The following is a 25,376-nucleotide window of genomic DNA, read 5'->3' as shown; positions in this document are numbered from 1 at the left end:
GCCGGACGGCTCACCGCCCGGCGCCCACCCGCTCGTCGCTGGTCAGCCGGTCACCCGCCCGGTACGGCGCGAGCTCCGCGGCCAGACCCTCGCTGACCCGCACGTGCACCAGCGTGCCCTCGGGCAGGTGCGCGGTGCTGAGCACCTCACCCTGCCGGTGCACCCGGGCGACCAGGTCACCCCGGTCGTACGGGAGCACCGCGCGTACCTCGACGGCCGGCCGGGGCAGCCGCCGCTCGACGGCCTCGCGCATCTCGTCGATCCCGCGCCCGCTGTGGGCGGAGACGAAGACCGCGTCCGGCCAGAGCCGCTTGAGCCGCAGCATCGTCTCCTCGTCGGTGGCGTCGGTCTTGTTCACCACCAGGAGTTCCGGCAGCCGGTCGGCGCCCACCTCGGCGAGCACCTCGCGTACCGCCCGGACCTGCTCCTCCGGGTCCGGGTGGGTGCCGTCGACCACGTGCACGACCAGGTCGGCGTCGGCGACCTCCTCCAGCGTCGAGCGGAACGCCTCGACGATCTGGTGCGGCAGGTGCCGGACGAACCCGACAGTGTCGGACAGCGTGTAGAGCCGCCCGTCGGACGTGGTGGCCCGGCGGGTGGTCGGGTCCAGCGTGGCGAACAGCGCGTTCTCCACCAGCACACCCGCCCCGGTGAGGCGGTTGAGCAGGCTGGACTTGCCGGCGTTCGTGTAGCCGGCGATGGCCACCGCGGGGACCGCGTTACGGGTACGCCGGGCGCGCTTGGTCTGGCGTACCGTCGCCATGCTCTTGATCTCGCGGCGCAGCCGCGCGATGCGGTGGCGGATGCGCCGCCGGTCGGTCTCCAGCTTGGTCTCACCGGGACCGCGCAGGCCCACGCCGCCGCCGGCGCCACCGCCGCGGCCGCTGCCACCGGTCTGCCGGGACAGCGTCTCGCCCCAGCCGCGCAGGCGCGGCAGCAGGTATTCGAGCTGGGCCAGCTCGACCTGCGCCTTGCCCTCCTTGCTCTTGGCGTGCTGGGCGAAGATGTCGAGGATCAGGGCGGTGCGGTCGACCACCTTGACCTTGGTGCGCTGCTCCAGGTTGCGCAGCTGCGACGGCGACAGCTCACCGTCGCAGATGATCGTGTCGGCGCCGGTGGCGAGCACCACCGCGCCCAGGTCGTCGACCTTGCCGCGGCCGATGTACGTGGCCGGGTCGGGCCGGTGGCGGCGCTGGATCAGCCCTTCGAGCACCTGCGAGCCGGCCGTCTCGGCCAGCGCCGCCAGCTCGGTGAGGCTGTTGTCGGCGTCGGACTGGGTGCCCTCGGTCCAGACCCCCACGAGGACGACCCGCTCCAGCCGGAGCTGGCGGTATTCGACCTCGGTGACGTCTGTGAGTTCGGTGGAGAGGCCGGGGACCCGCCGCAGCGCCTGCCGCTCCGACAGCTCGTATCCACCGGTGGTGGTGTCGAGCTCGTCGTCCTCGTAGGGATGGAAGGTCTCCTGCTCGCGCAAACTGCGCCTCCTGTCCGTTTTAGGCAACGCCGAGAATTTTCGGCGCGTGACAGCAATCCTGACATGTGACAACGCCGGACGCACCTGTGTTATGCCCGTGACGCTACCGACGGGTAGCGGGGGCGGATGCCGGGCGACCTGGGCGGGCGAGTACAAATGCCAGTCGAGCCGCTCAGCGCCGACGGAGGAGTTTCTCGTGGCCAACACACGACTGCCGAGTGCCGGATTCTCCATCACCATCCGGATCGCGGTACCCGCCGACGCCTCCTCCATCGGCCGGCTCACCACCGCCGCCGGTGAGGCCGGGGCCATCGTCACCGCGCTGGACGTGGTCGACTCCGACCCCTCGCACGTGATCGTCGACCTCACCTGCGACACCGCCGACGCCGGCCACGCCGACCAGGTCGTCGACGCGCTCACCGCGCTCGACGGGGTGGACGTCCGCAAGGTCTCCGACCGCACCTTCCTGCTGCACCTCGGCGGCAAGATCGAGGTCACCCCGAAGGTCGCGCTGCGCACCCGCGACGAGCTGTCCCGCGCGTACACCCCGGGTGTGGCCCGGGTCTGCATGGCGATCGCGGAGAACCCGGCCGACGCCCGCCGGCTCACCATCAAGCGCAACACCGTCGCCGTGGTCAGCGACGGCACCGCGGTGCTCGGCCTGGGCAACCTCGGGCCGGCCGCGTCGCTGCCGGTGATGGAGGGCAAGGCGGCGCTGTTCAAGCGCTTCGGCGGGGTGGACGCCTGGCCGGTGGTGCTGGACACCCAGGACACCGACGAGATCGTGGCGATCGTCAAGGCGATCGCGCCCGCGTACGGGGGCATCAACCTGGAGGACATCGCCGCGCCGCGCTGCTTCGAGATCGAGGCGCGGCTGCGCGAGGCGCTGGACATCCCGGTCTTCCACGACGACCAGCACGGCACCGCGATCTGCGTGCTGGCCGCGCTGACGAACGCGTTGCGCGTCGTGGGCAAGCAGCTCGCGGACGTCCGGGTCGTGGTCTCCGGCGCCGGCGCGGCCGGCACCGCGATCATGAAGCTGCTGCTGCGTCAGGGCGTGGGCGACATCATCGCGTACGACCGCCAGGGCGCCCTGCACCGCGGACTGCCGGACCTCAACCCGGCCTGGCAGTGGCTGGCCGAGAACACCAACAAGGAGAACTACTCCGGTGACCTGGCCGGGGCGGTACGGGGCGCGGACGTGTTCATCGGCGTGAGCGCGCCGAACCTGCTCACCGGCGAGGACGTCGCCGCGATGGCGAAGGACTCGATCGTCTTCGCGCTCGCCAACCCCGACCCGGAGGTGGACCCGCGGGAGGCGCGCAAGTACGCCGCGGTGGTCGCCACCGGCCGCTCGGACCAGCCGAACCAGATCAACAACGTGCTCGCCTTCCCCGGCGTGTTCCGCGGCATGCTGGACGCGCACGCCGAGGAGTTCACCGAGGAGATGGCGCTCGCCGCCGCGCGGGCCATCGCGGACGTGGTCGGCGAGGACAAGATCAACCCGACGGTGATCGTGCCGAGCGTCTTCGACTCCCGGGTCGCTCCGGCGGTGGCCGCCGCGGTACGGGCCGCCGCCCAGAACCCGGCCGCGACGCCGGCCCCGGCGGCCGACCCGGGCCCGGCCGACCTCCCCGAGATCGCCGCCACCGCCAGCGCCACCCCCTGACGCCGCCCCCGCCCTGTCCACTGCGAGATCTTGGAAGGAAACGACCCTCATCGGGGCCCGAATCTTCCAAGATCGCCAGCGGCAACCCTCCGAGGGCCGGCAAGTCGGACAGAAGCCGCCCACCACGGCTTGACCGACTCCACTTCCCCGAAGTGGCGGCATCACCACCCTTGATCAACACCAGTTCGCCGAAGTGGCGGCATCAGCGGCTCGGCGACACCACCACTTCGGCGAGCTGGCGTTGATCATGACGGTCCGGGGCGGGATGGAACGGCCGAGGCGGGCCTGCCGTGCTGCGGGCACCACTCGTCACCATGTCGACCAAGGAGTTCGTGTCATCCGGAGCCCCGGAATCCGCCACAAACTCCTTGATCACCGGGGCGGGAGAGCGGGCGGCACCGGGCGGAGCGGGACGGGACGGGGCAGGGCAGGGCAGGGCTACGGGTGCGGGGCTGTGGGCGTGAGGGTGCCTGTCGCCACCAGGACGGCGGGGCCGGACAGCCAGCAGGATTCGGCTGTCACTGTGACCGTGAGGCGTCCGCCGGGCACGTCCACAGCCACCGTGCCGGTGTCCAGGCCGGCGTCGCGCAGCGCCACCGCCGCCACCGCGCACGCGCCGGTGCCGCAGGACAGCGTCTCGGCCGAGCCGCGCTCGTACACCCGCATCAGCACGTGCCCGTCGGTGCCGTCGACCGGCTCGCCCGGCGTGGTGAACTCGACGTTCACCCCGGCCGGGAACGTCGAGGCGTCGACCTCCGGGGCCCGGGTCAGGTCGAGCGCCGTCAGCCCCAGCGCGGCGGGCAGCGGGCACACCAGGTGCGGGTTGCCGACGTCCACCGCGGTGCCGGGCAGCGTCAGCCCGCCGAGCGTGGCTGTCGCCGTGTCGTACAGCCGGGGGCGGCGCATCTCGACCGCCACGTCCGCGCCCTCGACCCGGGCCCGGACCAGGCCGGCGCGGGTCGCGATCGGCAGCGTCCCGCCCGACGGGGCTGCGAGCGAACGGTCCAGCAGATAGCGGACGAACACGCGGGCCCCGTTACCGCACATCTCGGCGAACGAGCCGTCGGAGTTCCAGTAGTCCATGAACCACTCGGCCTCACCGGCGAGCGCGACGCCCTCCGGGTGCTCGGCGGCGCGTACGACGCGCAGCACGCCGTCGCCGCCGAGCCCGCGCCGCCTGTCGCAGAGCGCGGCGACCAGACCGGGTGTCAGGTCGAGGGTGCCGTCCGGGTCGGGCAGGATGACGAAGTCGTTGCCGGTGCCGTGACCCTTGGTGAACTCCACTCCCCCATCATCGCCGATGCTCGGCGACCGCCCGCAGGGCAGTGTCGAGGAACGCGGGCGAGGCCGAGTCCAGCCAGTGGATTCGCGGGTCACGCCGGAACCAGGAGCGCTGCCGCCTGACGAACCGGCGGGTGGCGCGGATCGTCTCCTCGTGCGCCCCGGCCTCGGTCAGCTCCCCGGCCAGGAACCGCAGCACCTGCTGGTAGCCGAGCGCCCGGCTCGCCGTCCGCCCCTCGGGCAGCCCCTCGGCGACCAGCGCCCGCACCTCGTCGACCAGGCCGCCGGCCCACATCCGGTCCACCCGCAGCGCGATCCGCTCGTCCAGGCGCGCGGTGTCCAGGTCGACGCCGAGCTGCACCGACGGGTAGTACGGCGTCGGCGACGGCAGCGACGCGGTGAACGGCGCGCCGGTCAGCTCGATCACCTCCAGCGCCCGGACGATCCGCCGCCCGTTGGTGGGCAGGATGCTCGCCGCCGCGCCCGGGTCGGCCTCGGTCAGCCGCGCGTGCAGCGGCAGGGGGCCCACCGCCGCGAGTTCCGCCTCCAGCCGCTCCCGCAGCGCCGGGTCGGTGCCGGGGAACTCGAACCGTTCCAGCACCGCCCGCACGTACAGCCCGGAGCCGCCCACCAGCAGCGGCACCCGCCCCCGGGCCAGGATGTCGTCGACCGCCGCGCGGGCCAGCGCCTGGTATTCGGCGACGCTGGCCGGCGCGGTCACCGGCCAGATGTCGAGCAGGTGGTGCGGCACGCCCTCGCGCTCGGCCGGCGTCAGCTTCGCGGTGCCGATGTCCATGCCCCGGTAGAGCTGCATCGAGTCGGCGTTCACCACCTCGCCGCCGAGCGCGTGCGCCAGCGCGATGCTCAGCGCCGACTTCCCGGCCGCTGTCGGCCCGACCACCGCCACGACTGTCATGCCCGCTCCCAGTTCGCCACGAGGTAGGCAACGCCGTAGGGGGCACGGTGATAGCTCAGCTCGCCGCGCCAGTCACCGCCCGCCGCCCGGACCGCGCCGGCCAGCACCTGCCACGGCGCCCGCCCGGCGACCCGCAGTTCCGCCGACAGCACCGGGTCCAGGCCGAGCAGGGCGTCGGCGTCCGCGCCGGCCAGGGCCAGGGCGACCCCCTCGTCGTACGCCTCGGCGCGCGGGTCGTCGTACCCCGGCGCCTTGACGCCCCGGCAGGCGGACCCGTCGCCGAGCACGAGCAGCGCGACCCGCGGATCGTCGTCGGTGATCAGGCTCGCGCCGAGCGCCGCGCACTCGGCCGGTGTGGCGTCGTGCGCCACCGAGCGGGCCAGCCGGGGCAGCTCGGTGCCGGAGCGGTTCAGCAGCCAGGCGCCGAGGGTCAGGCTCAGCGGCAGAACCTCGCCACCGGAGCAGGAGATCTTCCACAGCCGCACCGGCCGGTCGAGCCCGAAGCCGCGCAGGGAGCCCGAGTCGGCCGCGTTGAACCGGACGGTCTCCGGTCCGCCGCCGACCAGCAGGATCGCCTCGGGTTCGGCGGCGAGCAGCCGGGCCACAGCGGCGTCGGCGGTGGCGCGCAGGTCGTCCAGCTCGGGCGCGGCGGCGCCGGCCAGCTCGGGCACGATCAACGGCGGGTGGGGGCAGACGGCGGCGGCGACCAGGGGCACACCCCCAAACCTATCGGGATCGCCCGGTGCGTCCCCGCGCCGATCCGGTCATCGAGGGCGTACAACACCGTATGGTCACGGTCGGCGACAGGCGCTCGACACGGACGGGGGCGGACCTGTGACAATGCCGGGAGAAAGTTTGCTGCGCCGTGGCGGCGAACGAGGGGGCTGTCCCCTCGACGCCGGGAGAACGAGGATGGGCACATGAGCGACTGGACTGCCTTCGGACGGGTCGACGAGGACGGCACCGTCTACGTCAAGACCGCCGAGGGCGAGCGGGTGGTCGGATCCTGGCAGGCAGGGGCACCGGAGGAAGGGCTCGCCCACTTCGCCCGGCGCTACGCCGACCTGGTGACCGAGGTCGACCTGACCGAGGCCCGGCTCAACTCGGGCGCGGCTGACGCCGGCCACTCCCTGACCACGATCCGCCGGATCCGTGGGTCGCTTGCCGAGGCGCACGTCGTCGGTGACATCGACGCCCTTGCCGCCCGCCTGGACAAGCTGGCCACCGTCGCCGAGGAGAAGGCCGGCGAGGCGAAGGCGGCCCGCGAAGCCGCCCGGGGCGAGGCGCTGGCACGCAAGACCGCACTGGTCGAGGAGGCCGAGAAGCTGGCCGCCGAGTCGACCGGCTGGAAGACAGCCGGTGACCGGCTCAAGGAGATCCTCGACGAGTGGAAGACCATCCGCGGCGTCGACAAGAAGACCGACGGTGAGCTGTGGAAGCGGTTCGCCGCCGCGCGGGACGGCTTCACCCGCCGCCGGGGCGCCCACTTCGCGTCCCTCGACCAGCAGCGCAAGCAGGCGCAGACGGTCAAGGAGGAACTGGTCGCCGAGGCGGAGAAGCTCAAGGACTCCACCGACTGGGGCGTCACAGCCGGTCAGCTCAAGGACCTGATGGCCCAGTGGAAGGCCGCGCCGCGCGCCGCCAAGGAGGCCGAGCAGAAGCTCTGGGAACGGTTCCGCGCCGCGCAGGACGAGTTCTTCACCCGCCGTAGCGAGGTCTTCTCCGCCCGCGACAACGAGCAGCGCGCCAACCTGGAGCGCAAGCAGGCGCTGCTGGCCGAGGCCGAGGCGTTGGACGTCGACGGCGACCCGAAGGGCGCCCAGGCGAAGCTGCGGGAGATCCAGGCGCAGTGGCACGAGGCCGGCCGGGTGCCGCGCGAGGCCGCCGCCGGGCTGGAGCGCCGGCTGCGGGCCGTGGACGACAAGGTCCGCGAGGTGATGGACTCGGCGTGGCGGCGCACCTCCAAGGAGGACAACCCGCTGCTGGCGCAGATGCGCGCCCAGGTCGCCGAGGCCGAGGACCGGCTGGCCCGCGCCCAGGCCGCCGGTGACGCCCGCCGGATCAAGGAGGCCGAGCAGGCGCTCGCCTCGAAGCGGCAGTTCCTCCAGCTCGCCGAGCAGGCCGGCTGACGCGAGCACCCCGGCCGGGCAGCCCGGCGGACGGACACATCGAGTGAGCCCCCGGCCGGGTCGGCCGGGGACTCACCCGCGTCCGGGCCGGGTTGACGCATCGAGGCAGGCTGATCAGAATGAGCGGCGGAGCCAGGTTCAGGCACCGGCACGAGGGCATCGACGGCTGATCTGCGCCGTCGACGATCGCCGGTGCGACATCTCGCGGGTGGCCGTCCACACGACACGGCCCGGCGCGCGCCGCGCGCGTACTCGATGACGAGCGGGACGTGCCTCCTGGTCCTGCCGCCCGCGGCGCCTGCGCGGCGCGGGCATCCGAAGTGGAGCTTCCATGCACCGACGCACCGCCCTCGGCGGCGCCCTGACGGCGCTCGCCACCGCAGCAGCAGGCGTTCTCGTCGCCGCCGCCGTCTCCACCGCACCGGCCGCCGCGGCGGCCGGTGGCACCGGCACCGGTTACCTGCACACCAGCGGCAACAAGATCGTCGACAGTACGGGCGCGACAGTCCGGCTGACCGGCATCAACTGGTTCGGGATGGAGACCGACAACAAGACGTTCCACGGCCTGTGGTCGAGCAACCCGTGGCGCTCGCAGCTCGACACGATGGCCCGGCTGGGCTACAACACGCTGCGGATCCCGTACTCGAACGACGCGCTCAAGCCCGGCGCGACAGCCACCGGCATCAACGACTTCGTCAACCCGGACCTGATCGGGCTCTCCCCGCTGCAGATCCTCGACAAGGTCATCGACTACGCAGGCAGCAAGGGGATGCGGGTCGTCCTGGACCGGCACCGGCCGACGTCGGCCGGGCAGTCGCCGCTCTGGTACACCTCGACGGTCTCCGAGGCGACCTGGATCAACGACTGGAAGATGCTGGCCCAGCGGTACGCCGGCAACACCACTGTGATCGGCGCGGACCTGCACAACGAGCCGCACGCCGAGGGCACCAACCCGGCCGCGACCGGTGCCTGCTGGGGCTGCGGCGACACCGCCCGGGACTGGCGGCTGGCCGCCGAGCGGGCCGGCAACGCGATCCTCGGCGTGCAGCCGAACTGGCTGATCTTCGTGGAGGGGGTGAGCTGCCCCAGCGGCGGCCTGTCGAACGTCTGGGACAACGACCCCAGCAACGACGAGGACTGCGGCTGGTGGGGCGGCAACCTGTCCAAGGCCGGGCAGTTCCCGGTGCGGCTGAACGTGGCGAACCGGCTGGTCTACTCGCCGCACGAGTACGCCACCTCGGTCTACCGCCAGGCCTGGTTCGACGACCCGTCGTACCCGGCGAACATGCCGGCCATCTGGGACAAGTACTGGGGCTACCTCTACAAGCAGAACATCGCGCCGATCATGATGGGCGAGTTCGGCACCACGCTCCAGGACCCCAAGGACAAGATCTGGCTACAGAACCTGATGGCGTACACCGGCACCGGCGTGAACGGCATGTCGTTCACGTACTGGTCGTGGAACCCGAACTCCGGCGACACGGGCGGCATCGCCAACGACGACTGGACCACCATCAACCAGCCGAAGCAGGACATCCTCACGCCGTACCTGATCCCGCCCACCGGCGGCGGCACCACCAGCCCGTCCCCGACCGGCACGCCGAACACCTCGCCGCCGCCGACCACCCCGCCGCCTCCGGTGACAGGTGGCTGCACCGCCACCTACAAGCAGATCAACTCCTGGTCGGGTGGCTTCCAGGGTGAGCTGACGGTCAAGAACACCGGTACCGCCGCGGTGAACCCCTGGTCGGCCACCTGGACCTGGCCGTCCGGGGTGACGCTGGCGAGCGGCTGGAACGCCACAGTCACGCAGTCCGGTACCACTGTGACCGCGGCCGCGCCGGCGTGGGCGTCGTCGCTGGCGCCGGGCGCGTCGGTCACCGTCGGCTTCACCGCCAACGGCACCGCCGCGACGCCCGGCGGCGTGAAGCTCAACGGCACCGCCTGCTGACGAAGGAAGGGCCCCTTCTTAACGCCTCCGGTAGAGGAAGGGCCCCCTATTAACACCGAGTGTTAAAAGGGGGCCCTTCCTTACACGGGGTCAGTGGGCGGCACAGCCGCCTATCGGGGCGGGTGGGGCCGCCGGTGCGCCGATCGTCGGCAGGCCGAGCAGCACCCCGGGGGTACGCGGAACCTGTCCCGCCTCGGCCGCGTCCCCGGCCCGGGTGCGCCGGTGCGCCAGGGGCGCACCGTCGGCGTTGAGGTGGTGCGGGGCGGCGTACGTGACAGTGGTGTGCACGATGTCGCCGGGGCGGATCCGCCCGGCCAGCTGACCGGTGGCGAAGTGCACGAGCCGGCCGTCGCGGGCCCGGCCGGACATCCGGCCGGTGCGCTCGTCCTTGCGGCCCTCGCCGACCGCCACCAGCACCTCGACTGTCTCGCCGACGAGCTTCTTGTTCTCCGCCCAGGTGATCTCCTCGACGCAGGCGATCAGCCGCTCGTAGCGCTCCTGCACGACCTGCTTGGGCAACTGCCCGTCCATCGTGGCGGCCGGGGTGCCGGGGCGCTTGGAGTACTGGAACGTGAACGCCGAGGAGAACCGCGCCTCCCGCACCACGTCGAGCGTGCGGACGAAGTCGGCCTCGGTCTCGCCGGGGAAGCCGACGATGATGTCGGTGGTGATCGCCGCGTCCGGCATCGCCGCCCGGACCTTCTCGATGATCCCCAGGTAGCGCTCCGACCGGTACGAGCGGCGCATCGCCCGCAGCACGTCGTCCGAGCCGGACTGCAACGGCATGTGCAGCGAGTGGCAGACGTTCGGCGTCTCGGCCATCGCGGCGATCACGTCGTCGGTGAAGTCCTTCGGATGCGGGCTGGTGAACCGCACCCGCTCCAGCCCGTCGATGTCGCCGCAGGCGCGCAGCAGCTCGGCAAAGGCGGATCGGTCGCCGCTGCGCCGCCGGTTCGGCTCGCCGGGCTCGCCGAACGCGACGCCGTACGAGTTGACGTTCTGCCCGAGCAGCGTCACCTCCAGCACGCCGGAGTCGGCCAGCGCGCGGACCTCGGAGAGGATGTCGCCGGGGCGGCGGTCCTTCTCCTTGCCGCGCAGGGAGGGCACGATGCAGAACGTGCAGGTGTTGTTGCAGCCGACGGAGATCGAGACCCACCCGGCGTACGTCGACTCGCGCCGGGTCGGCAGCGTGGAGGGGAAGACCTCCAGCGACTCCAGGATCTCGACCTCGGCCGCGGCGTTGTGCCGCGCCCGGTCCAGCAGCGCCGGCAGCGAGCCGATGTTGTGCGTGCCGAAGACGACGTCCACCCAGGGCGCCTTGCGGACGATGTCGCCGCGGTCCTTCTGGGCGAGGCAGCCGCCGACGGCGATCTGCATCCCCGGGTGCCTCGCCTTCACGGGGCGCAGATGACCCAGGTTGCCGTAGAGCCGGTTGTCGGCGTTCTCCCGGACCGCGCAGGTGTTGAACACCACCACGTCGGGCTGCTCGTCGGCCTCCGCGGCGCGCACGTACCCGGCGTCCTCGAGGAGGCCGGAGATGCGCTCGGAGTCGTGCACGTTCATCTGGCAGCCGTACGTACGCACCTGGTAGGTGCGCGGGCTGCCCGCGGCTGCGGTAGTCATGACCCGGACAGCGTATCCGGGTGGAGCCGATCGGATCGAACGAGGAGGAGCCGTGTGCCGGAGCATCAAGACCCTGCGTGAACCGTACGTCCCGGTGGTGACCGAGGAGGACGTCCGCGCCGCCGCGTTGCAGTACGTCCGGAAGATCTCCGGATTCCGTACCCCGGCGGCGCACAACGCGGCCGCGTTCGACGCCGCCGTGGACGCCGTGGCCGCCGCCACCGCGACGCTGCTCGACCAGCTCGTGGTGCGGGGGCAGCAGCCGGCGGCCCGGAGCTGAGCCCGGGGCCGCCACCGCTCGCCGCCGGTGGGGGCACGGCGGCGAGCACCGCTCACGGGCGCGCGCCGGCGCCCGCGCTCAGGCGGCGGCGAGCGCCGGGGCGACCGTGTCGGGGGCCCAGCGGGAGCGGTGGCACTGCGACCAGCCCCGGCAGCGCGCGTCGGCGACAGTGCAGAGCCGGTGGTGGCTGAGCACCTCGCCGTCGTCGGTGTCGGCCACGTCGAAGTGCACCGGCCGGATCGTGCCGTCCGGCGCGACCAGCAGGTGCCGGCCGGCGTCGAGCGTGTCGTCACGCATCAGGCAGTTGCGGCCCAGCAGCCGGGCCAGCGCCGCGATCGCGGGCAGCTCGGTCAGGCTCTCGGGCACGCCGTAACAGTCGGCCACGGTGCCGTACAGCCCGGGTGCCTCCCACACGTCGCAGACCACCGCATACGCGGGGAGCCGCATCGGGTCGGCGACGGCCATGGGCATCACCACCCGGCCGAGCGCCTCGGCCAGTGCCGGGTAGACCTCCACCGGCTCGCCGCCGTCGATTCTCCAGTTCCACAGCTCGGTCATGCCGCCTCCTCGCTGCGCTCGTTCCACCGGCCTCCGGATCGGGCCTTCATGACGATGGTGGGGTGCATTTGACCTCAGCCGGGCGCAAGTTACCGGTCTGTGACCATTCCGGGCAAAATTCCCTCGGGCGACGTTGCCCAGAGTAGCTGGAAGATGACAGTTTATCGGGTACGGTGCTCCGGCGGTGGTCCGGCCGCGCCGTGGATCCGGCGGCTCAGCGCACCCGGATCAGGTGCTCCGAGGCGGGCAGCAGCTCACCGATCATCGTGCCGCCCGGCACCTCACCGGCCACCAGCAGGCCACCCGAGGTCTGCGCGTCGGCGAGCAGCAGCCGCTCTCCCTCGTCCGCGCCACCGAAGTCGGTCCACGGCGTGACCCACTCCAGGTTGCGCCGGGTGCCGCCGCTGACGTACCCGTCGCGCAGCGCCTCCCGCGCACCCGTCAGGTACGGCACCGCCGCCGCGTCGATCGCCACCGTCAGGCGGCTCGCGCGGGCCAGCTTCGAGGCGTGCCCGAGCAGGCCGAAGCCGGTCACGTCGGTGCCGCAGCGGATGCCCGCGGCCACCGCCGCGCGGGCCGCGTCCCGGTTGAGCCGGGCCATCGACTCGACCGCCTCCGGGAAGCGCCGTCCGGTCTGCTTGTGCCGGGTGTTGAGCACGCCCACGCCGAGCGGCTTGGTCAGCGACAGCGGCAGCCCGGCCCGCCCCGCGTCGAGCGTGATCAGCTCCTCCGGCCGGACCACGCCGGTGACCGCCAGGCCGTACTTCGGGCCGTCGTCGTCCACGCTGTGCCCGCCGGCCAGGTGACAGTTCGCCTCCCGGGCCACGTCCAGACCGCCGCGCAGCACCTCGCGGGCCATCTCCGGCGGCAGCACGCCGCGCGGCCAGCAGAGCAGGTTCAGCGCGACGAGCGGGGTGCCGCCCATCGCGTACACGTCGGAGAGCGCGTTTGCGGCGGCGATGCGCCCCCAGTCGTAGGCGTCGTCGACCACCGGGGTGAAGAAGTCGGCGGTGCTGACCAGGCCCGTACGCTCGTCCAGCCGGACCACCGCGGCGTCGTCGCCGTTCTCCAGGCCGACCAGCAGGTCGGCCGATCCACCGGTGGCGCCGAGCCCCGCGACCATCGCCTCCAGCTCGCCCGGTGGGATCTTGCAGGCGCAGCCGCCACCGCGGGCGTAGTCGGTCAGCCGGATCGCGTCGGTCATCGCCTGATGATCTCCTGCCTGCGGCGACGGCGCCACCCGGCCCACCCGGTGGGTGACGAAATTCGGACGGGCCGGTACGCCGGTAACCGGTGTTACCGCTCCGTGACCATCTGAGTTGCGTTCTGCCACATCACGCCGCCTACAGTTGCCCAACCGGGGGTCGACCGACCCTCGAATTCCGCCATGGACGACAGGGACGGTGGACGACGTGACGACGGGCGACCCGCTGATCGTGCTCGACGGGGTGAACAAGTGGTTCGGGCCGCTGCACGTGCTCGACGACGTGTCCCTGTCCGTCGGCCGGGGCGAGGTGGTCGTGGTCATCGGCCCGTCCGGCTCCGGCAAGTCGACGCTCTGCCGCACCATCAACCGGCTGGAGCCGATCGACAACGGCACCATCACGTTCGACGGGCAGGCGCTGCCGGCCGAGGGCAAGCCCCTGGCCAAGCTGCGCAGCGAGGTCGGCATGGTGTTCCAGTCGTTCAACCTCTTCGCGCACAAGACCATCCTGGAGAACGTCACGCTGGGGCCGGTCAAGGTCCGCAAGGAGAAGCCGGCCGCGGCCCGTGAGCGCGGCCTGGCCCTGCTGGACCGCGTCGGCATCGCCAACCAGGCGGACAAGTACCCGGCGCAGCTCTCCGGCGGCCAGCAGCAGCGGGCGGCGATCGCCCGCGCGCTGGCCATGCAGCCCAAGGCGATGCTGTTCGACGAGCCGACCAGCGCGCTGGACCCGGAGATGGTCGGCGAGGTGCTGGACGTGATGACGTCGCTGGCGAGCGAGGGCATGACCATGGTCGTGGTGACCCACGAGATGGGCTTCGCCCGGCACGCGGCCAACCGGGTCATCTTCATGGCCGACGGCAAGCTGGTCGAGGACGCGCCGCCGGCCGAGTTCTTCGCGAACCCGCGCAGCGAGCGGGCCAAGGACTTCCTCTCCAAGATCCTCACTCACTGAGCGTCCGTAGTGGAGTCGTCCCCGGCGGCTCCGTCGAAGAAGGAGATTGAGTATGCGTTACAAGCGCGTGGCGGCGGTGGCCATGATGGCCTCGCTCGCCCTGTCCGCGGCCGCCTGTGGCAAGGAGGGGAACCCCACTCCCAGCGGCGGCGGCAACGCCAGCGGTGGAGCTCAGGGCGACAGCTGCAGCAGCTCGGGCGTCACCTTCACCCCCAAGACGGACGCCAACGTCGCCGGCAGCCCGGCCTTCGAGAAGATCAAGTCGGCCGGCAAGGTCGTCATCGGCGTCAAGTTCGACCAGCCGAACCTCGGCTACAAGGACGCCCAGGGCAAGCGCTGCGGCTTCGACATCGAGGTCGCCCAGTACGTCGCCAGCACGCTCGGCGTCGACCCGGCGAAGATCGAGTACAAGGAGATCGCGTCCGCCAACCGGGAGACCGCGATCAAGGGCGGCGAGATCGACTACTACGTCGGCACGTACTCGATCACCGACAAGCGCAAGAACGACGTCTCCTTCGCCGGCCCGTACTTCGTCGCCGGCCAGGACCTGCTCGTCCGCAAGGACGAGTCGTCGATCACCGGCAAGGACACGCTCAAGGGCAAGAAGGTCTGCTCGGTCACCGGCTCCACGCCGATCCAGAAGATCCGCGACGAGGGCCTGACCGAGGGCGAGAACATCGTCGAGTTCAAGACCTACTCCGAGTGCGTCTCGCAGCTGCTCGACAAGAAGGTCGACGCGGTGACCACCGACGACGCCATCCTCAAGGGCTACGCCGCGCAGAACCCGGACGAGCTCAAGGTCGTCGGCCAGCCGTTCAGCACCGAGAAGTACGGCATCGGCCTGCCCAAGGACGACAAGGCGCTGCGTGACTACGTGAACGACCAGATCGAGGCGGCGTTCACCGACGGCACCTGGAAGAAGATCTACGACGGCACGCTCGGCAAGTCCGGCTCGCCGGCCACCCCGCCGCAGCTCGAGCGGTACTGACGGTCCGCACCGACGTCGGACCGGGCGGGGAGGTCCTCCTCCCCGCCCGGTCCCGTCTGGAGAGAGTGAGAGCGAGGTATGGGCGAGTTCTTCCGCGTCCTGACGGACAACGCGAGCCTGTTCCGCGAGGGGTTCTTCAACACCGTCAAGCTGTTCCTGATCGCCGGCGTCGGCAGTCTCGTCCTCGGCATGCTGCTCGGCGCGATGCGGGTGTCCCCGGTGCCCGCGCTGCGGGCGTTCGGCGCCACCTACGTCAACCTGGTCCGCAACACTCCCCTGACGCTGGTGTTCGCGTTCCTCGTCTTCGCGGTGCCGAAGCTGGACGTCAACATCGACTACTTCAACAGCGCCTGCATCGCGCTGATCGCGTACACCTCGGCGTTCATCTGCGAGGTGGTCCGCTCCGGCGTGAACACGGTCGCCACGGGCCAGGCCGAGGCGGCCCGCGCGCTGGGCATGACGTTCGGCCAGGTGCTGACGCTGATCGTGCTGCCGCAGGCGCTGCGGGCGATGGTCCCGCCGCTGATGAGCGTGCTCATCGCCATGCTGAAGAACACCACGATCGCCGCCGGTTTCTCCGTGCTGGAAGCGGGCGCCATCCCGTCGTACATGTCGGAACGGGGTGAGCCGCAGTTCGTCGTGCTCACCTGGATCGTGATCGGCTTCCTGATCCTGATCCTCCCGCTGGTGGTGCTCCAGCGGATCCTCGAGCGCAAGTGGGCGGTGGCCCGGTGAGCAGCAGCAGCGTCCTCTACGACATCCCCGGCCCGAAGGCCCGCAGGCGCAACCGGATCCTCGGCATCGTCGCGATCGCCGCGATCGCCGCGCTGATCGCGTTCGTGGTCTACAAGTTCAACGACACCGGCCAGTTCGAGGCCCGCAAGTGGGAGCAGTTCCAGTACGCGGCCGTGCAGCGGGAGCTGCTGAACGGCCTCTGGGCCACGCTGAAGGTCGCCGCCGTCGCCACCGTGCTGGCGCTGCTGTTCGGCGCGTTCTTCGCCAGCGCCCGGCTCAGCGACAAGGTGTTGTTCCGCGCTCCCGCCACGTTCGTGGTGGAGCTGTTCCGGGCCATCCCGCTGCTGATCCTGATCTTCTTCGGCTACTACGTGCCGCTCCAGTACGGCTGGCCGATCGACAAGTTCTGGGCGCTGGTCATCGGGTTGACGCTCTACAACGGCTCGGTGCTGGCGGAGATCTTCCGCGCCGGCATCAACGCGGTGCCGTACGGGCAGTCCGAGGGCGCGTACGCGATCGGCATGCGCAAGAACCAGGTGCTGCGGCTGATCCTGCTGCCGCAGGCGTTCCGGTCGATGCTCCCGGCGATCGTGAGCCAGCTCGTCGTCCTGCTCAAGGACACCGCGCTCGGCTTCATCATCACGTACCCGGAGCTGCTCTTCGTGGGCAAGCAGATCGGCGGCCGGCTGGCGTTCGGCCTGCCGTACGTGCCGACGTACCTGATCGTCGCGGCCATCTACATCAGCATCTGCGGCCTGCTGTCGGTGCTGGCCTGGTGGCTGCAGAAGCGGCTGACCCGGCTGCCGCGTACCGCGGCCAAGCCGCTGCCGGCGACGCAGACCGACGGCGGTACCGGCGTCACGCCTCTCTGAGTCGACGGACACGGAACGGGCGGGTGGGGTTCTCCCCCACCCGCCCGTTCTCCGTACTGCCGCTCAGCGGGCGATCTCGGTGACCCGGGACTCGCGCACCACCGTCACCCGGATCTGACCCGGGTAGGTCAGCTCCTCCTCGATCTGCTTGGCCACGTCCCGGGCCAGCACCGCCGCGCCGATGTCGTCCACGTCGTCCGGCTTGACCATCACCCGGATCTCCCGGCCCGCCTGCATGGCGAAGACCTTCTCCACACCCAGCTTGCCGGCCGCGATCTCCTCGATCCGCTCCAGCCGCTTGACGTACGCCTCCAGGCTCTCCCGCCGCGCGCCCGGCCGCCCGCCCGAGCAGGCGTCCGACGCCTGGGTCAGCACCGCCTCGATGGTCTGCGGCGGCACCTCGTTGTGGTGCGCCTCGATGGCGTGCACCACGTCCTCGCTCTCGCCGTACTTGCGGGCCACGTCCGCGCCGATGATCGCGTGACTGCCCTCCACCTCGTGGGTGAGCGCCTTGCCGATGTCGTGCAGGAACGCGCACCGCTTGATCGTCGGTACGTCCAGCCGCAGCTCGGCGGCCATCACCCCGGCGATGTGCGCGGTCTCCACCAGGTGTTTGAGCACGTTCTGCCCGTACGACGTCCGGTAGCGCAACCGGCCCAGCAGCGTGACCAGCTCCGGGTGGATCTCGGTGATGCCGACCTCGACAAGCGCGTCCTCGGCGGCCCGGAGGCACAGCTCCTCGACCTCCTGCCGGGCCAGGTCGTAGACCTCCTCGATCCGGTGCGGGTGGATCCGGCCGTCCAGCACCAGCTTCTCCAGCGTGACCCGGCCGACCTCCCGGCGTACCGGGTCGAAGCACGACAGCAGCACCGCCTCGGGCGTGTCGTCGATGATCAGGTTGACGCCGGTGACCGACTCGAAGGCGCGGATGTTGCGCCCCTCCCGGCCGATGATGCGCCCCTTCATCTCGTCGCCGGGCAGGTGCAGCACGCTGACCACGCTCTCCGCGGTCTGCTCGCTGGCGACCCGCTGGATGGCGTCCACCACGATGTTGCGGGCGCGCTGCTCGGCGCTGCCCCGCGCGTCCGCCTCGATCTCCCGGACCAGCAGCGCGGCCTCCCGCTTCGCCTGCCCCTCGATCGACTCGACCAGCTCGGCGCGGGCCGCGTCGGCGGTCAGACCGGCCACCCGCTCCAGTTCCCGGCGACGCTGCTCCTCCACCTCGGTCAGCGTCCGCTCCCGCTCGGTCAGGGCGGCCTCCCGGGCGGCGAGCGCCGCGGTGGCGGCGGTGAGCTGCCGCTCCCGCTCGGCCAGCCGCTCCACCTCCTCGGTGTGCAGCCGCTCCCGCTCGTCCATCCGGGCGGCCCGGCGTTCCACCTCGGCCGCCTGCTCCCGGGTGGTGGCGGCCAGCACCGCCACCTCCCGCTCACCGCTGCGCCGCGCTGTCGCGCGCAACTGCTCGGCGTCCGCCTCGGCCTGCTTGTGCGCCCGCTCCAGCACGGTGTCCGCCTCGGCGCGGGCGTCGTCGAGCACCCGCCGAGCCTCGGCCCGGGCCGCCTTCGCCTCCGCCTTGGCGGCGGCCGCCTCGGCGCGCGCCGCCGCGGCGGCGGACTTCGCCACGTCGATGGTGCTGTTCACCTCGTCGGCGGCCGTCCGCAACGCCGCGAGGGACTGCTCCTGCCGGTCCTTCTCCGCGATGAAGGCCGGGTCCTCCGGCGCGGGCGCCAGGCTGAGCCGCTTGAGGGTACGCACGCCGAACAGCACGGCGCCGACCACCACCACGACCAGCAGCAGCACGACCAGGAGGAGGACGACGTCGAAGGCGCTCATCGAGCCGCTCCGCACCGGTACGCGGGCACGCCCGCCCGCCGCACTCCGGCGACGTCGCCGTTCCGCCCTGCTCCGGTGACCCGGCCGGCGTCGCGGGCCGGTCGGGGCTCGGTGGCGGGGCTGTCGCCCGCCGGGGAGGGATCGGGGCCGTGTGGCAGACCGCCGGTGAACCTGTGCCGCCCTGCCATGGCCGCCTCCCCCTGAAACGTCGGCGCCGCAGGACACGCGCGAAGGACACGCGCCTGCGGCTCTGGACGCCCGACCGGAGCGGCTGGCTGTGGGCAGCTTTCCGTCGGCGGTGTCCCATAGGGGGCACCGCTGGCGGCCGGTTGCAGTTGTCGGAGGCTCCGGTGGCTCCGGAACGCCCGTCAAGGGCCGGTGTAGCTGGCCAAAGTGATGCTGTTCTGTTACGAGATCTATGTTGTGCGCTTAGCCTGCGCTGGTCGGGCAAAGTGAGCCTGTATGGCGAGGCTAGGTCGCGAGGGGCCGTTCGGTCAAGGAGTCATGATCAAACCACCCGGACGGAGAGAAGTTGCGGCGTCACTCAGTGGTGATCAGATGCCGGACAGGCCCGGACAAACCTCACCCTCCGGCGCCGCTTTCCGACACTCCCGGCCTGCTCAGGCCCCTCGCGGCACCCGGCCCCCATGATCGACTCCATTTCGCCGAGGTGGCGGCATCCCAGTGCCTTCGACCCCGCCACCTCCCCGGCCTGCAGTGGATCAAGCCACCCATCCACGGAAGCGGTGGGATCAAGCGGGAGTGGCGAGAGCGCGGGCGGCGGTCACCAGGGTGGTGTTGTCGGGGGCGGGGGTGCCGTCGGGCAGCAGCAGCGTGTCCTCCAGGCCGATCCGGGTGTGCAGACCCCGCCGGACCGCCTCGGCGTACACCGGCCAGGTGGCCGGGCCCTCGCCGTGCAGCAGCACCGGCGGGCGCTCGCCCGGCAACGCGGCCAGGATGGCCGCCGCGTCGGCCAGTGCCGTCTCGCCCTGCTCGGCCATGCACTCGACGAGGACCCGCCCGGTGGGCGTGGACCAGCGGCGCCAGGCGTCGGCCGCCGCCGGGGTCCACACGCCGGCCTCGACCATCACACCGCGCTCGTGCAGGGCGGCGGCGACCTCGGCCGCTCCGGGTTCGTGGGCGTTGACCGAGGCGAAGTCGGGCAGCACCGTCCAGGCGCGGACGGCGGCGACCCGCGCGGCCGGGTCGGGAACGATCCAGGCGCCGGTGCTCACGCCGACCGGCAGGCCGGGACGGGCGGCCCGGATGGCGGTGACCGCAGCGGCGATCACCTCCGGGTCGAGCGACTCGGCTCCGGCGTCGTCGCGCGGGTGCACGTGCACCGCCGCCACCCCGGCGGTCGCGCAGCGCACCGCGTCGGCGGCCAGTTCGGCCGGAGTGAGCGGTACGGCGGGGTGCTCGTCCCGCCGTCGGGTGCCGTTGAGACACGCCTTCAGCACGGGTGTGCGCCTCCCCTCGGGACGGCGGCCGCGACACCGGCCGCCGGTCGGTCAGTCGAGCCGGCGCGAGTCGAGGTCGTGCTCGGCGTCGGCCAGCGCGTCGGCGTCGATGTGCTCGGCGAACTCGGCCGCCTCGGCGCTCTGCGCGGCGAGCGCGTCCTTCACCGCCCGGATCGCCACCCCGGCCGGGTAGCCCTTGCGCGCCAGCATGCCGACCAGGCGCCGGAACACCGCGTCGGGCTCGCCCCTGGTGCTGCGCAGCTTGCGGTCCACCAGGGCACGGGCGGTCTGCGCCTCGGTCTCCTCGTCCAGCCCGTCCAGTGCCGCGCCGGCCACCTCGACGTCGACGCCGCGCTGGCGCAGCTCGTTGGCGAGCGCCCGGCGGGCCAGCCCGCGGCCGTTGTGCCGGCTGCTCACCCAGGCGCGGGCGAAGGCGGCGTCGTCGACGATGCCGACCTCGTCGTACCGGTCGAGGACCTGCTCGGCGACCTCCTCGGAGATGCCGCGCCGAGCCAGCGCGCCGGCCAGCTCGGCCCGGGTGCGCGGGCGCACCGCGAGCTGCCGCAGGCAGATCTCCCGGGCCAGTTCGGCCTCGTCGCGCGGCGGAGCCGGAGCCTCCCCTGCATCGGGCTCCGCCGCGCGATCACGGCGCCCCCGGCGAGGCCGGGGCGTACCTGTGGCGTCGCCCGTACGGGGTGGGCCGGCATCCCAGCCCCGGCCCGTACGGGCGCGTCGTCCTGCCACGGGTCAGCGGATCAGAAGTCGACCGGCGGCAGTTCCGGGCCACCGGCGGCGTCACCGGCACCACCGGTGCCGACGCCGAGCTTCTCCAGGATCTTCTTCTCGATCTCGGCCGCCACGTCCGGGTTCTCGCGGAGGAACTCGCGGGCCTTCTCCTTGCCCTGGCCGAGCTGGTCGCCGTCGTAGGTGTACCAGGCGCCGGACTTGCGGATGATCGCCTGCTCCACGCCGACGTCGATCAGCGAGCCCTCGCGGGAGATGCCCTTGCCGTACATGATGTCGAACTCGGCCTGCTTGAACGGCGCGGCGACCTTGTTCTTCACGACCTTGACCCGGGTGCGGTTACCGACCACGTCGGTGCCGTCCTTGAGGCTCTCGATGCGGCGCACGTCGAGCCGGACCGAGGCGTAGAACTTCAGCGCCCGGCCACCGGTGGTGGTCTCCGGGCTGCCGAACATCACGCCGATCTTCTCGCGGAGCTGGTTGATGAAGATCGCGGTGGTGCCGGTGTTGTTGAGCACGCCGGTGATCTTCCGCAGCGCCTGGCTCATCAGCCGGGCCTGGAGACCGACGTGGCTGTCGCCCATCTCGCCCTCGATCTCGGCGCGCGGCACCAGGGCCGCCACCGAGTCGATCACGATGATGTCGATCGCGCCGGAGCGGACCAGCATGTCCGCGATCTCCAGCGCCTGCTCGCCGGTGTCCGGCTGGGAGACCAGCAGGGCGTCGGTGTCGACGCCGAGGGCCCGCGCGTACTCCGGGTCGAGCGCGTGCTCCGCGTCGATGAACGCGGCGATGCCGCCGGCGCGCTGGGCGTTGGCCACCGCGTGCAGCGCGACGGTGGTCTTACCGCTGGACTCCGGACCGTAGATCTCGACCACCCGGCCGCGGGGCAGACCGCCCACGCCGAGCGCCACGTCGAGCGCGATGGAGCCGGTCGGGATGACAGCCGTCTGCACGACGGGCCGCTCCCCCAGCCGCATCACCGAACCCTTGCCGAACTGCTTGTCGATCTGAGCGAGAGCAAGGTCGAGCGCCTTCTCCCGGTCAGGCCCTGCTGCCATCGTTGCCACCCCTGCCTTCGCCGGCGTCTTTCCTGAGCTTCGCGTCACGCGGGACACGCTAGGCGCTGGGTCCGACAGAAAACCAGCCGACGGGCCGTGAGCTGTGGACGAGCACCCCGCTGTGGACAATAGCCGAACAGGTGTACGACTGGGCAAGCGACACGCGGGATCGACGAAAAGGCTGCTCAGCGTAGTCGGGCGGGCACCCGGTCGGGATAGGCGGCGACCACGGCGCGCCACACCACGTGCGTCTGCTCACCGGCCGCGAGCGCCTGCTCGATGGTCCGCCCGCCGAGCTGGGACAGCACCTGGTCCCGGGCGATGCTGGTCGCGTAGCCGGGGCCGAACGCCTCCTCCAGCCGCGTCCAGAAGTCGGTCAGCCGCACGTGTTCAGTCCTCCTCGTCGAATGGTTGCGTGCCGGTACGGCGCAGCGCCAGCGCCACCAGCGGCACCACGGCGATCGCCGCCAGCAGGGTGAGCGTCGGGTACCCCACGGCCCGCATGACGAACCCGCTCACCGCCGCCGCACCCGCCCCGGCCAGCCCCATGAGCAGGTCGGACAGGCCCTGAACGCCGGGCCGGTCGGCGGTGGGCACCGACTCCGACAGCAACGTCGAGCCCGCCACCATCGTGCCCGACCAGCCCAGCCCGAGCAGCGTCAGCCCCACCGACAGCAGCGCCGTGTGGTGCCCGGCGGTGCCGGAGACCGCGCACGCGGCCAGCAGCAGCGCCACCCCGCCGAGGATCACCGGCCGGCGGCCGACCCGGTCGGTGAGCCACCCCACCACCGGCGACAGCGCGTACATGCCGGCGATGTGCAGGCTCAGCACCAGGCCGACCACGGGCAGCACGTCCTCGTCGGAGTGCCACTCGCCGAGGTGCACCGGCGTCATCGACATGACGGCGACCATCACCAGGTGCCCCACCGCGACAGCGGCGATGCCGAGGCGTGCGGCCGGCCGCCCGCGTACCGTGCGCCACGCGGCGACCATGCCACCGCGGCGGGTGACAGCCGGTGCGGCGCCGGGTGCCGGCTCGGCCGCCGCCAGCCGGCGCGCGGTGAGCAGCGGGTCCGGCCGGAGCAGGACCAGGAGTACGACGGCGGTGAGCGTGAACGCGACCGCGCTGAAGGCGAACGGGCCGGCCAGCGCCGGCAGGCCCCAGCCCCGGGTGGTGTCGTCGGCGAGCGCGGCGAAGTTCGGCGCGGCCACCGCGCCGATGGTGGTGGCCCACACCACCAGCGAGAGCTGCCGCCCCCGGCGTTGTGGCTCGGCCAGGTCCACGGCCGTGTAGCGGGCCTGGAGGTTGGCCGCCGTGCCGCCGCCGAACAGCAGCATGCCGACGAAGAGCAACGGCACCAGGCGCGTCACGGTGGCGACGACCACCAGCACGCCGCCGACCGCGCCGACCGTGTACGCGAGGACCAGCCCCGGCCGCCGGCCACGGGCTGCCATGAGCCGGGTGACGGGGATCGCGAGCAGCGCGGCGCCGACCACACCGGCGCTCTGCGCCACCCCGGCCAGCGCGGTGCCGGCGACCCGGGCGGCGAGCAGCGCGCCGACCGAGATGCCGATGGTGACGCCGATGCCGCCGATGATCTGGGTGAGGAAGAGCAGCCGGACGGTACGCCGCTGGATGCCGGCGACGTCGGGCCGGGGCGGGGCCAGCGCGGTCAGGTCGGTGGACATGCACGCTCCTGGTGAGGACGGATGCCCCATCCTCTCCCGCCGGTCCGTTCGACCGGCAACCCGGTTTCGCTACAGGCCGAGGCCCCGGCCGATGATCTCCTTCATGATCTCGGTGGTGCCGCCGTAGATGGTCTGCACCCGGCTGTCCAGCCACGCCTTCGCCACCGGGTACTCCAGCATGAAGCCGTAGCCGCCGTGCAGCTGCACGCACCGGTCGGCGACCTTGGTCTGCAACTCGGTGGTCCACCACTTGGCCTTCGCCGCGTCGGTGACCGAGAGCCGGCCCGCGTTGAACTCGGTGACGCAGTGGTTGACGAACGTCCGCGCGATGGTGACCTCGGTGTCCAGCTCGGCCAGCAGGAACCGGTTGTGCTGGAACCTGCCGATCGGCCGCCCGAACGCCTCGCGGGAGCGGGCGTACTCGATCGTCAGCGCGAGCAGCTTCTCGCAGGCCGCCACGGCGGCGACGGCGATGCTCAGCCGTTCCCGGGGCAGGTTGGCCATCAGGTGGTAGAAGCCGTGGTTCTCGGTGCCGATCAGGTTCTCCGCCGGCACCCGGCAGTCGTCGAAGAACAGCTCGGCGGTGTCGTTGGCCTTCAACCCGACCTTCGCCAGGCGGCGGCCCCGGCTGAAGCCCGGCGTGCCGCTCTCCACCACGACCAGGCTCACCCCGTGCGCGCCCTGGTCCGGCGCGGTCTTGGCCACCACGACCACGAGGTCGGCCATCTCACCGTTGGTGATGAACGTCTTCTGCCCGTCGAGGACCAGGCTGTCGCCGTCGCGGACCGCCGTGGTGCGGATGCCGGCCAGGTCGCTGCCCGCGCCCGGCTCGCTCATCGCGATGGCGGTGACCAGGTCGCCGGAGCAGAAGCCCGGCAGCCACCGCTTGCGCTGGTCGCCGGTGGTCAGCTCGGTCAGGTACGGCGCGACCACGTCGTTGTGCAGCCCGAACCCCAGACCGGTGCACCCGGCCGCGACGATCTCCTCGTCGAGCACCGCGTTGAACCGGAAGTCGCGCTGCCCGCCACCGCCGTACTCGGGGTCCACGTCGGGGCCGAGCAGCCCGGCCGCGCCGGCGGCCCGCCAGACCTCCCGGTCGACGATCCCGTCGGCCTCCCAGCGCTCGTGGTGCGGCACCGCCTCCCGGGTCAGGAAACGGCGGCACAGGTCGCGGAACTCGTCGTGGACGGGCTCGTAGAGATGCTGCTCCATGGCGGCCAGTCTGGCACCGCTCACCCGCGCCGGACAGGGGGACCGGACGGGGTGGCCCGCCGCCACGTGGTGGACCAGGATGGCGGGATGAGCACACTCACGGGGAGACAGGTCGCCGAGGCCGGGCTGGACGGGTGGACGTACCTGCTGGGGGCGTTGCAGACGCGCATCCGTACCCCCGATTTCGCGGCCGGACTGGCGCTGGTGGCCGCGGTCGGCGCGGAGGCCGAGCGGGTCGACCATCATCCCGATCTGGACCTGCGCTACACCCACGTGGACGTGCGGCTCTGGTCGCACGACGCGGGTGCGGTGACGCAGCGTGACCTGCGGCTGGCCCGGACGATCTCGGCGCTGGCCGCGGACGCCGGGCTGACCCTGTCGCCGGCCGGGCTGGCCCGCCTGGAACTCGCGCTGGACACCCCGGAGCACGCCGCGGTGATGCCGTTCTGGCGGGCGGTCCTGGCCTGGCAGTCGCCGGACGGCCGCGGCCCGGACGACGACGAGATACGCGACCCGGACGGCGTGCTGCCCACTGTCTGGTTCCAGCGCTCCGGCCGGGACGAGCCGCGGCAGCGGTGGCACCCGGACGTGTGGGTCGACCCGGCCGAGGTGGACGCGCGCATCGCCGCCGCGCTGGCGGCGGGCGGGACGCTCGTCAGCGACGCGGAGGCGCCGAGCGTCTGGGTGCTCGCCGACCCGGACGGCAACCGGGTCTGCCTCTGCACCTGGCAGCAGCGCTCCTGAG

The 25,376-nt window shown here is 72.3% G+C and carries 23 protein-coding genes; 9 read left to right on the top strand and 14 right to left on the bottom strand.

The genetic code is table 11. The annotated features are described in order from the left end of the window. Positions 1 to 10: 10 nt before the first annotated feature. Entirely contained in the window at positions 11 to 1,474 is a 1,464-nt protein-coding gene (gene hflX / locus O7622_RS12165; RefSeq protein ID WP_282313451.1) for a GTPase HflX, read from the bottom strand. A 196-nt stretch (positions 1,475 to 1,670) separates the two neighbouring features. Between hflX and O7622_RS12160 the strand changes: the two genes are divergently transcribed. Next, on the top strand, positions 1,671 to 3,143 hold the full coding sequence (locus O7622_RS12160) for an NAD-dependent malic enzyme (protein ID WP_282313450.1): 1,473 nt from the start codon (positions 1,671 to 1,673) through the stop codon (positions 3,141 to 3,143). Positions 3,144 to 3,581: 438 nt separating this feature from the next. On the opposite strand, the gene dapF is transcribed toward O7622_RS12160, so the two are convergent. From dapF to O7622_RS12145, 3 genes are read right to left on the bottom strand one after another with little or no spacing between them, the layout of a single operon-like run. Continuing rightward, positions 3,582 to 4,427, bottom strand: a complete 846-nt coding sequence (dapF, locus tag O7622_RS12155; protein WP_282313449.1) for a diaminopimelate epimerase — start codon at positions 4,425 to 4,427, stop codon at positions 3,582 to 3,584. A gap of 7 nt (positions 4,428 to 4,434) precedes the next feature. Then, positions 4,435 to 5,340 carry a tRNA (adenosine(37)-N6)-dimethylallyltransferase MiaA gene (gene miaA / locus O7622_RS12150; RefSeq protein WP_282313448.1) on the bottom strand — a complete coding sequence of 302 codons (906 nt, stop codon included), beginning with the start codon at positions 5,338 to 5,340 and terminating at the stop codon, positions 4,435 to 4,437. Beyond that, positions 5,337 to 6,056, bottom strand: a complete 720-nt coding sequence (locus tag O7622_RS12145; protein ID WP_282313447.1) for a hypothetical protein — start codon at positions 6,054 to 6,056, stop codon at positions 5,337 to 5,339. Before O7622_RS12145 ends, miaA begins: the two co-directional genes overlap by 4 nt. 204 nt (positions 6,057 to 6,260) lie before the next feature. Between O7622_RS12145 and O7622_RS12140 the strand changes: the two genes are divergently transcribed. Next, positions 6,261 to 7,469, top strand: coding sequence for a DUF349 domain-containing protein (locus O7622_RS12140; RefSeq protein WP_128138216.1), 1,209 nt, complete (start codon positions 6,261 to 6,263; stop codon positions 7,467 to 7,469). Between the two features lie 331 nt (positions 7,470 to 7,800). Continuing rightward, on the top strand, positions 7,801 to 9,420 hold the full coding sequence (locus tag O7622_RS12135) for a cellulase family glycosylhydrolase (protein ID WP_282313446.1): 1,620 nt from the start codon (positions 7,801 to 7,803) through the stop codon (positions 9,418 to 9,420). Positions 9,421 to 9,510: 90 nt separating this feature from the next. Here the strand turns inward: O7622_RS12135 and miaB are convergent, their stop codons facing one another. Continuing rightward, on the bottom strand, positions 9,511 to 11,043 hold the full coding sequence (gene miaB, locus O7622_RS12130; protein WP_282313445.1) for a tRNA (N6-isopentenyl adenosine(37)-C2)-methylthiotransferase MiaB: 1,533 nt from the start codon (positions 11,041 to 11,043) through the stop codon (positions 9,511 to 9,513). Positions 11,044 to 11,095: 52 nt separating this feature from the next. Between miaB and O7622_RS12125 the strand changes: the two genes are divergently transcribed. Beyond that, complete coding sequence (locus O7622_RS12125) at positions 11,096 to 11,323, top strand: DUF2277 family protein (protein WP_282313444.1); 228 nt, start codon at positions 11,096 to 11,098, stop codon at positions 11,321 to 11,323. Between the two features lie 78 nt (positions 11,324 to 11,401). On the opposite strand, the gene O7622_RS12120 is transcribed toward O7622_RS12125, so the two are convergent. Both O7622_RS12120 and selD read right to left on the bottom strand, forming a co-directional pair. Then, entirely contained in the window at positions 11,402 to 11,881 is a 480-nt protein-coding gene (locus O7622_RS12120) for a hypothetical protein (RefSeq protein ID WP_282313443.1), read from the bottom strand. A gap of 214 nt (positions 11,882 to 12,095) precedes the next feature. Next, on the bottom strand, positions 12,096 to 13,085 hold the full coding sequence (gene selD, locus O7622_RS12115) for a selenide, water dikinase SelD (protein WP_282313442.1): 990 nt from the start codon (positions 13,083 to 13,085) through the stop codon (positions 12,096 to 12,098). A 199-nt stretch (positions 13,086 to 13,284) separates the two neighbouring features. Between selD and O7622_RS12110 the strand changes: the two genes are divergently transcribed. The 4 genes from O7622_RS12110 (at position 13,285) to O7622_RS12095 (ending at position 16,635) form a co-directional block, all read left to right on the top strand. After that, positions 13,285 to 14,040, top strand: a complete 756-nt coding sequence (locus tag O7622_RS12110; protein WP_030269781.1) for an amino acid ABC transporter ATP-binding protein — start codon at positions 13,285 to 13,287, stop codon at positions 14,038 to 14,040. Positions 14,041 to 14,092: 52 nt separating this feature from the next. Then, positions 14,093 to 15,028: a glutamate ABC transporter substrate-binding protein gene (locus O7622_RS12105; RefSeq protein WP_282313441.1), complete on the top strand. Its 936-nt coding sequence runs from the start codon at positions 14,093 to 14,095 to the stop codon at positions 15,026 to 15,028. Positions 15,029 to 15,106: 78 nt separating this feature from the next. Beyond that, the gene (locus tag O7622_RS12100; RefSeq protein ID WP_282313440.1) at positions 15,107 to 15,763 is read left to right on the top strand and encodes an amino acid ABC transporter permease; all 657 of its coding nucleotides are present in this window, start codon (positions 15,107 to 15,109) and stop codon (positions 15,761 to 15,763) included. Next, on the top strand, positions 15,760 to 16,635 hold the full coding sequence (locus tag O7622_RS12095; protein ID WP_282313439.1) for an amino acid ABC transporter permease: 876 nt from the start codon (positions 15,760 to 15,762) through the stop codon (positions 16,633 to 16,635). Before O7622_RS12100 ends, O7622_RS12095 begins: the two co-directional genes overlap by 4 nt. Positions 16,636 to 16,698: 63 nt before the next feature. Here O7622_RS12095 and rny read toward each other — a convergent pair whose 3' ends face one another. The 7 genes from rny to O7622_RS12060 form a co-directional block, all read right to left on the bottom strand. Further along, a complete protein-coding gene (gene rny, locus O7622_RS12090) occupies positions 16,699 to 18,465 on the bottom strand; it encodes a ribonuclease Y (RefSeq protein WP_282313438.1) in 1,767 nt (588 codons plus the stop codon). 752 nt (positions 18,466 to 19,217) lie between these two features. Then, entirely contained in the window at positions 19,218 to 19,925 is a 708-nt protein-coding gene (locus O7622_RS12085; protein WP_282313437.1) for a 3-keto-5-aminohexanoate cleavage protein, read from the bottom strand. Positions 19,926 to 19,976: 51 nt separating this feature from the next. Continuing rightward, entirely contained in the window at positions 19,977 to 20,669 is a 693-nt protein-coding gene (locus O7622_RS12080; RefSeq protein ID WP_282313436.1) for a regulatory protein RecX, read from the bottom strand. Between the two features lie 11 nt (positions 20,670 to 20,680). Next, positions 20,681 to 21,730, bottom strand: coding sequence for a recombinase RecA (recA, locus tag O7622_RS12075; protein ID WP_013284729.1), 1,050 nt, complete (start codon positions 21,728 to 21,730; stop codon positions 20,681 to 20,683). A gap of 185 nt (positions 21,731 to 21,915) precedes the next feature. Further along, on the bottom strand, positions 21,916 to 22,116 hold the full coding sequence (locus tag O7622_RS12070) for a DUF3046 domain-containing protein (RefSeq protein ID WP_013284728.1): 201 nt from the start codon (positions 22,114 to 22,116) through the stop codon (positions 21,916 to 21,918). Positions 22,117 to 22,120: 4 nt separating this feature from the next. Next, positions 22,121 to 23,419 (bottom strand): MFS transporter, encoded by a 1,299-nt coding sequence (locus O7622_RS12065; RefSeq protein WP_282313435.1) that lies wholly within the window; start codon positions 23,417 to 23,419, stop codon positions 22,121 to 22,123. A 69-nt stretch (positions 23,420 to 23,488) separates the two neighbouring features. Next, positions 23,489 to 24,631: an acyl-CoA dehydrogenase family protein gene (locus O7622_RS12060; RefSeq protein WP_282313434.1), complete on the bottom strand. Its 1,143-nt coding sequence runs from the start codon at positions 24,629 to 24,631 to the stop codon at positions 23,489 to 23,491. Between the two features lie 87 nt (positions 24,632 to 24,718). Here O7622_RS12060 and O7622_RS12055 point away from each other — a divergent pair, with 87 nt between their 5' ends. Beyond that, a complete protein-coding gene (locus tag O7622_RS12055; protein ID WP_282313433.1) occupies positions 24,719 to 25,375 on the top strand; it encodes a 4a-hydroxytetrahydrobiopterin dehydratase in 657 nt (218 codons plus the stop codon). Position 25,376: the final 1 nt, after the last annotated feature.

The sequence above is a fragment of the Micromonospora sp. WMMD1076 genome, from assembly GCF_029581475.1.
In the GTDB taxonomy this organism is placed as follows: Bacteria; Actinomycetota; Actinomycetes; order Mycobacteriales; family Micromonosporaceae; genus Micromonospora; species Micromonospora aurantiaca.
The sequence above is the reverse complement of the archived record's forward strand: the minus strand, read 5'-3'. Positions and strand labels throughout refer to the sequence as shown.

What these genes read in the sequence shown, in the direction of transcription:
- miaA (WP_282313448.1), bottom strand. Translation starts at nt 5,340, where the DNA reads ATGACAGTCGTGGCGGTGGTCGGGCCGACAGCGGCCGGGAAGTCGGCG.
- O7622_RS12140 (WP_128138216.1), top strand. Translation starts at nt 6,261, where the DNA reads ATGAGCGACTGGACTGCCTTCGGACGGGTCGACGAGGACGGCACCGTC.
- O7622_RS12135 (WP_282313446.1), top strand. Translation starts at nt 7,801, where the DNA reads ATGCACCGACGCACCGCCCTCGGCGGCGCCCTGACGGCGCTCGCCACC.
- miaB (WP_282313445.1), bottom strand. Translation starts at nt 11,043, where the DNA reads ATGACTACCGCAGCCGCGGGCAGCCCGCGCACCTACCAGGTGCGTACG.
- O7622_RS12120 (WP_282313443.1), bottom strand. Translation starts at nt 11,881, where the DNA reads ATGACCGAGCTGTGGAACTGGAGAATCGACGGCGGCGAGCCGGTGGAG.
- selD (WP_282313442.1), bottom strand. Translation starts at nt 13,085, where the DNA reads ATGACCGACGCGATCCGGCTGACCGACTACGCCCGCGGTGGCGGCTGC.
- O7622_RS12105 (WP_282313441.1), top strand. Translation starts at nt 14,093, where the DNA reads ATGCGTTACAAGCGCGTGGCGGCGGTGGCCATGATGGCCTCGCTCGCC.
- O7622_RS12100 (WP_282313440.1), top strand. Translation starts at nt 15,107, where the DNA reads ATGGGCGAGTTCTTCCGCGTCCTGACGGACAACGCGAGCCTGTTCCGC.
- rny (WP_282313438.1), bottom strand. Translation starts at nt 18,465, where the DNA reads ATGAGCGCCTTCGACGTCGTCCTCCTCCTGGTCGTGCTGCTGCTGGTC.
- recA (WP_013284729.1), bottom strand. Translation starts at nt 21,730, where the DNA reads ATGGCAGCAGGGCCTGACCGGGAGAAGGCGCTCGACCTTGCTCTCGCT.
- O7622_RS12065 (WP_282313435.1), bottom strand. Translation starts at nt 23,419, where the DNA reads ATGTCCACCGACCTGACCGCGCTGGCCCCGCCCCGGCCCGACGTCGCC.
- O7622_RS12060 (WP_282313434.1), bottom strand. Translation starts at nt 24,631, where the DNA reads ATGGAGCAGCATCTCTACGAGCCCGTCCACGACGAGTTCCGCGACCTG.
- O7622_RS12055 (WP_282313433.1), top strand. Translation starts at nt 24,719, where the DNA reads ATGAGCACACTCACGGGGAGACAGGTCGCCGAGGCCGGGCTGGACGGG.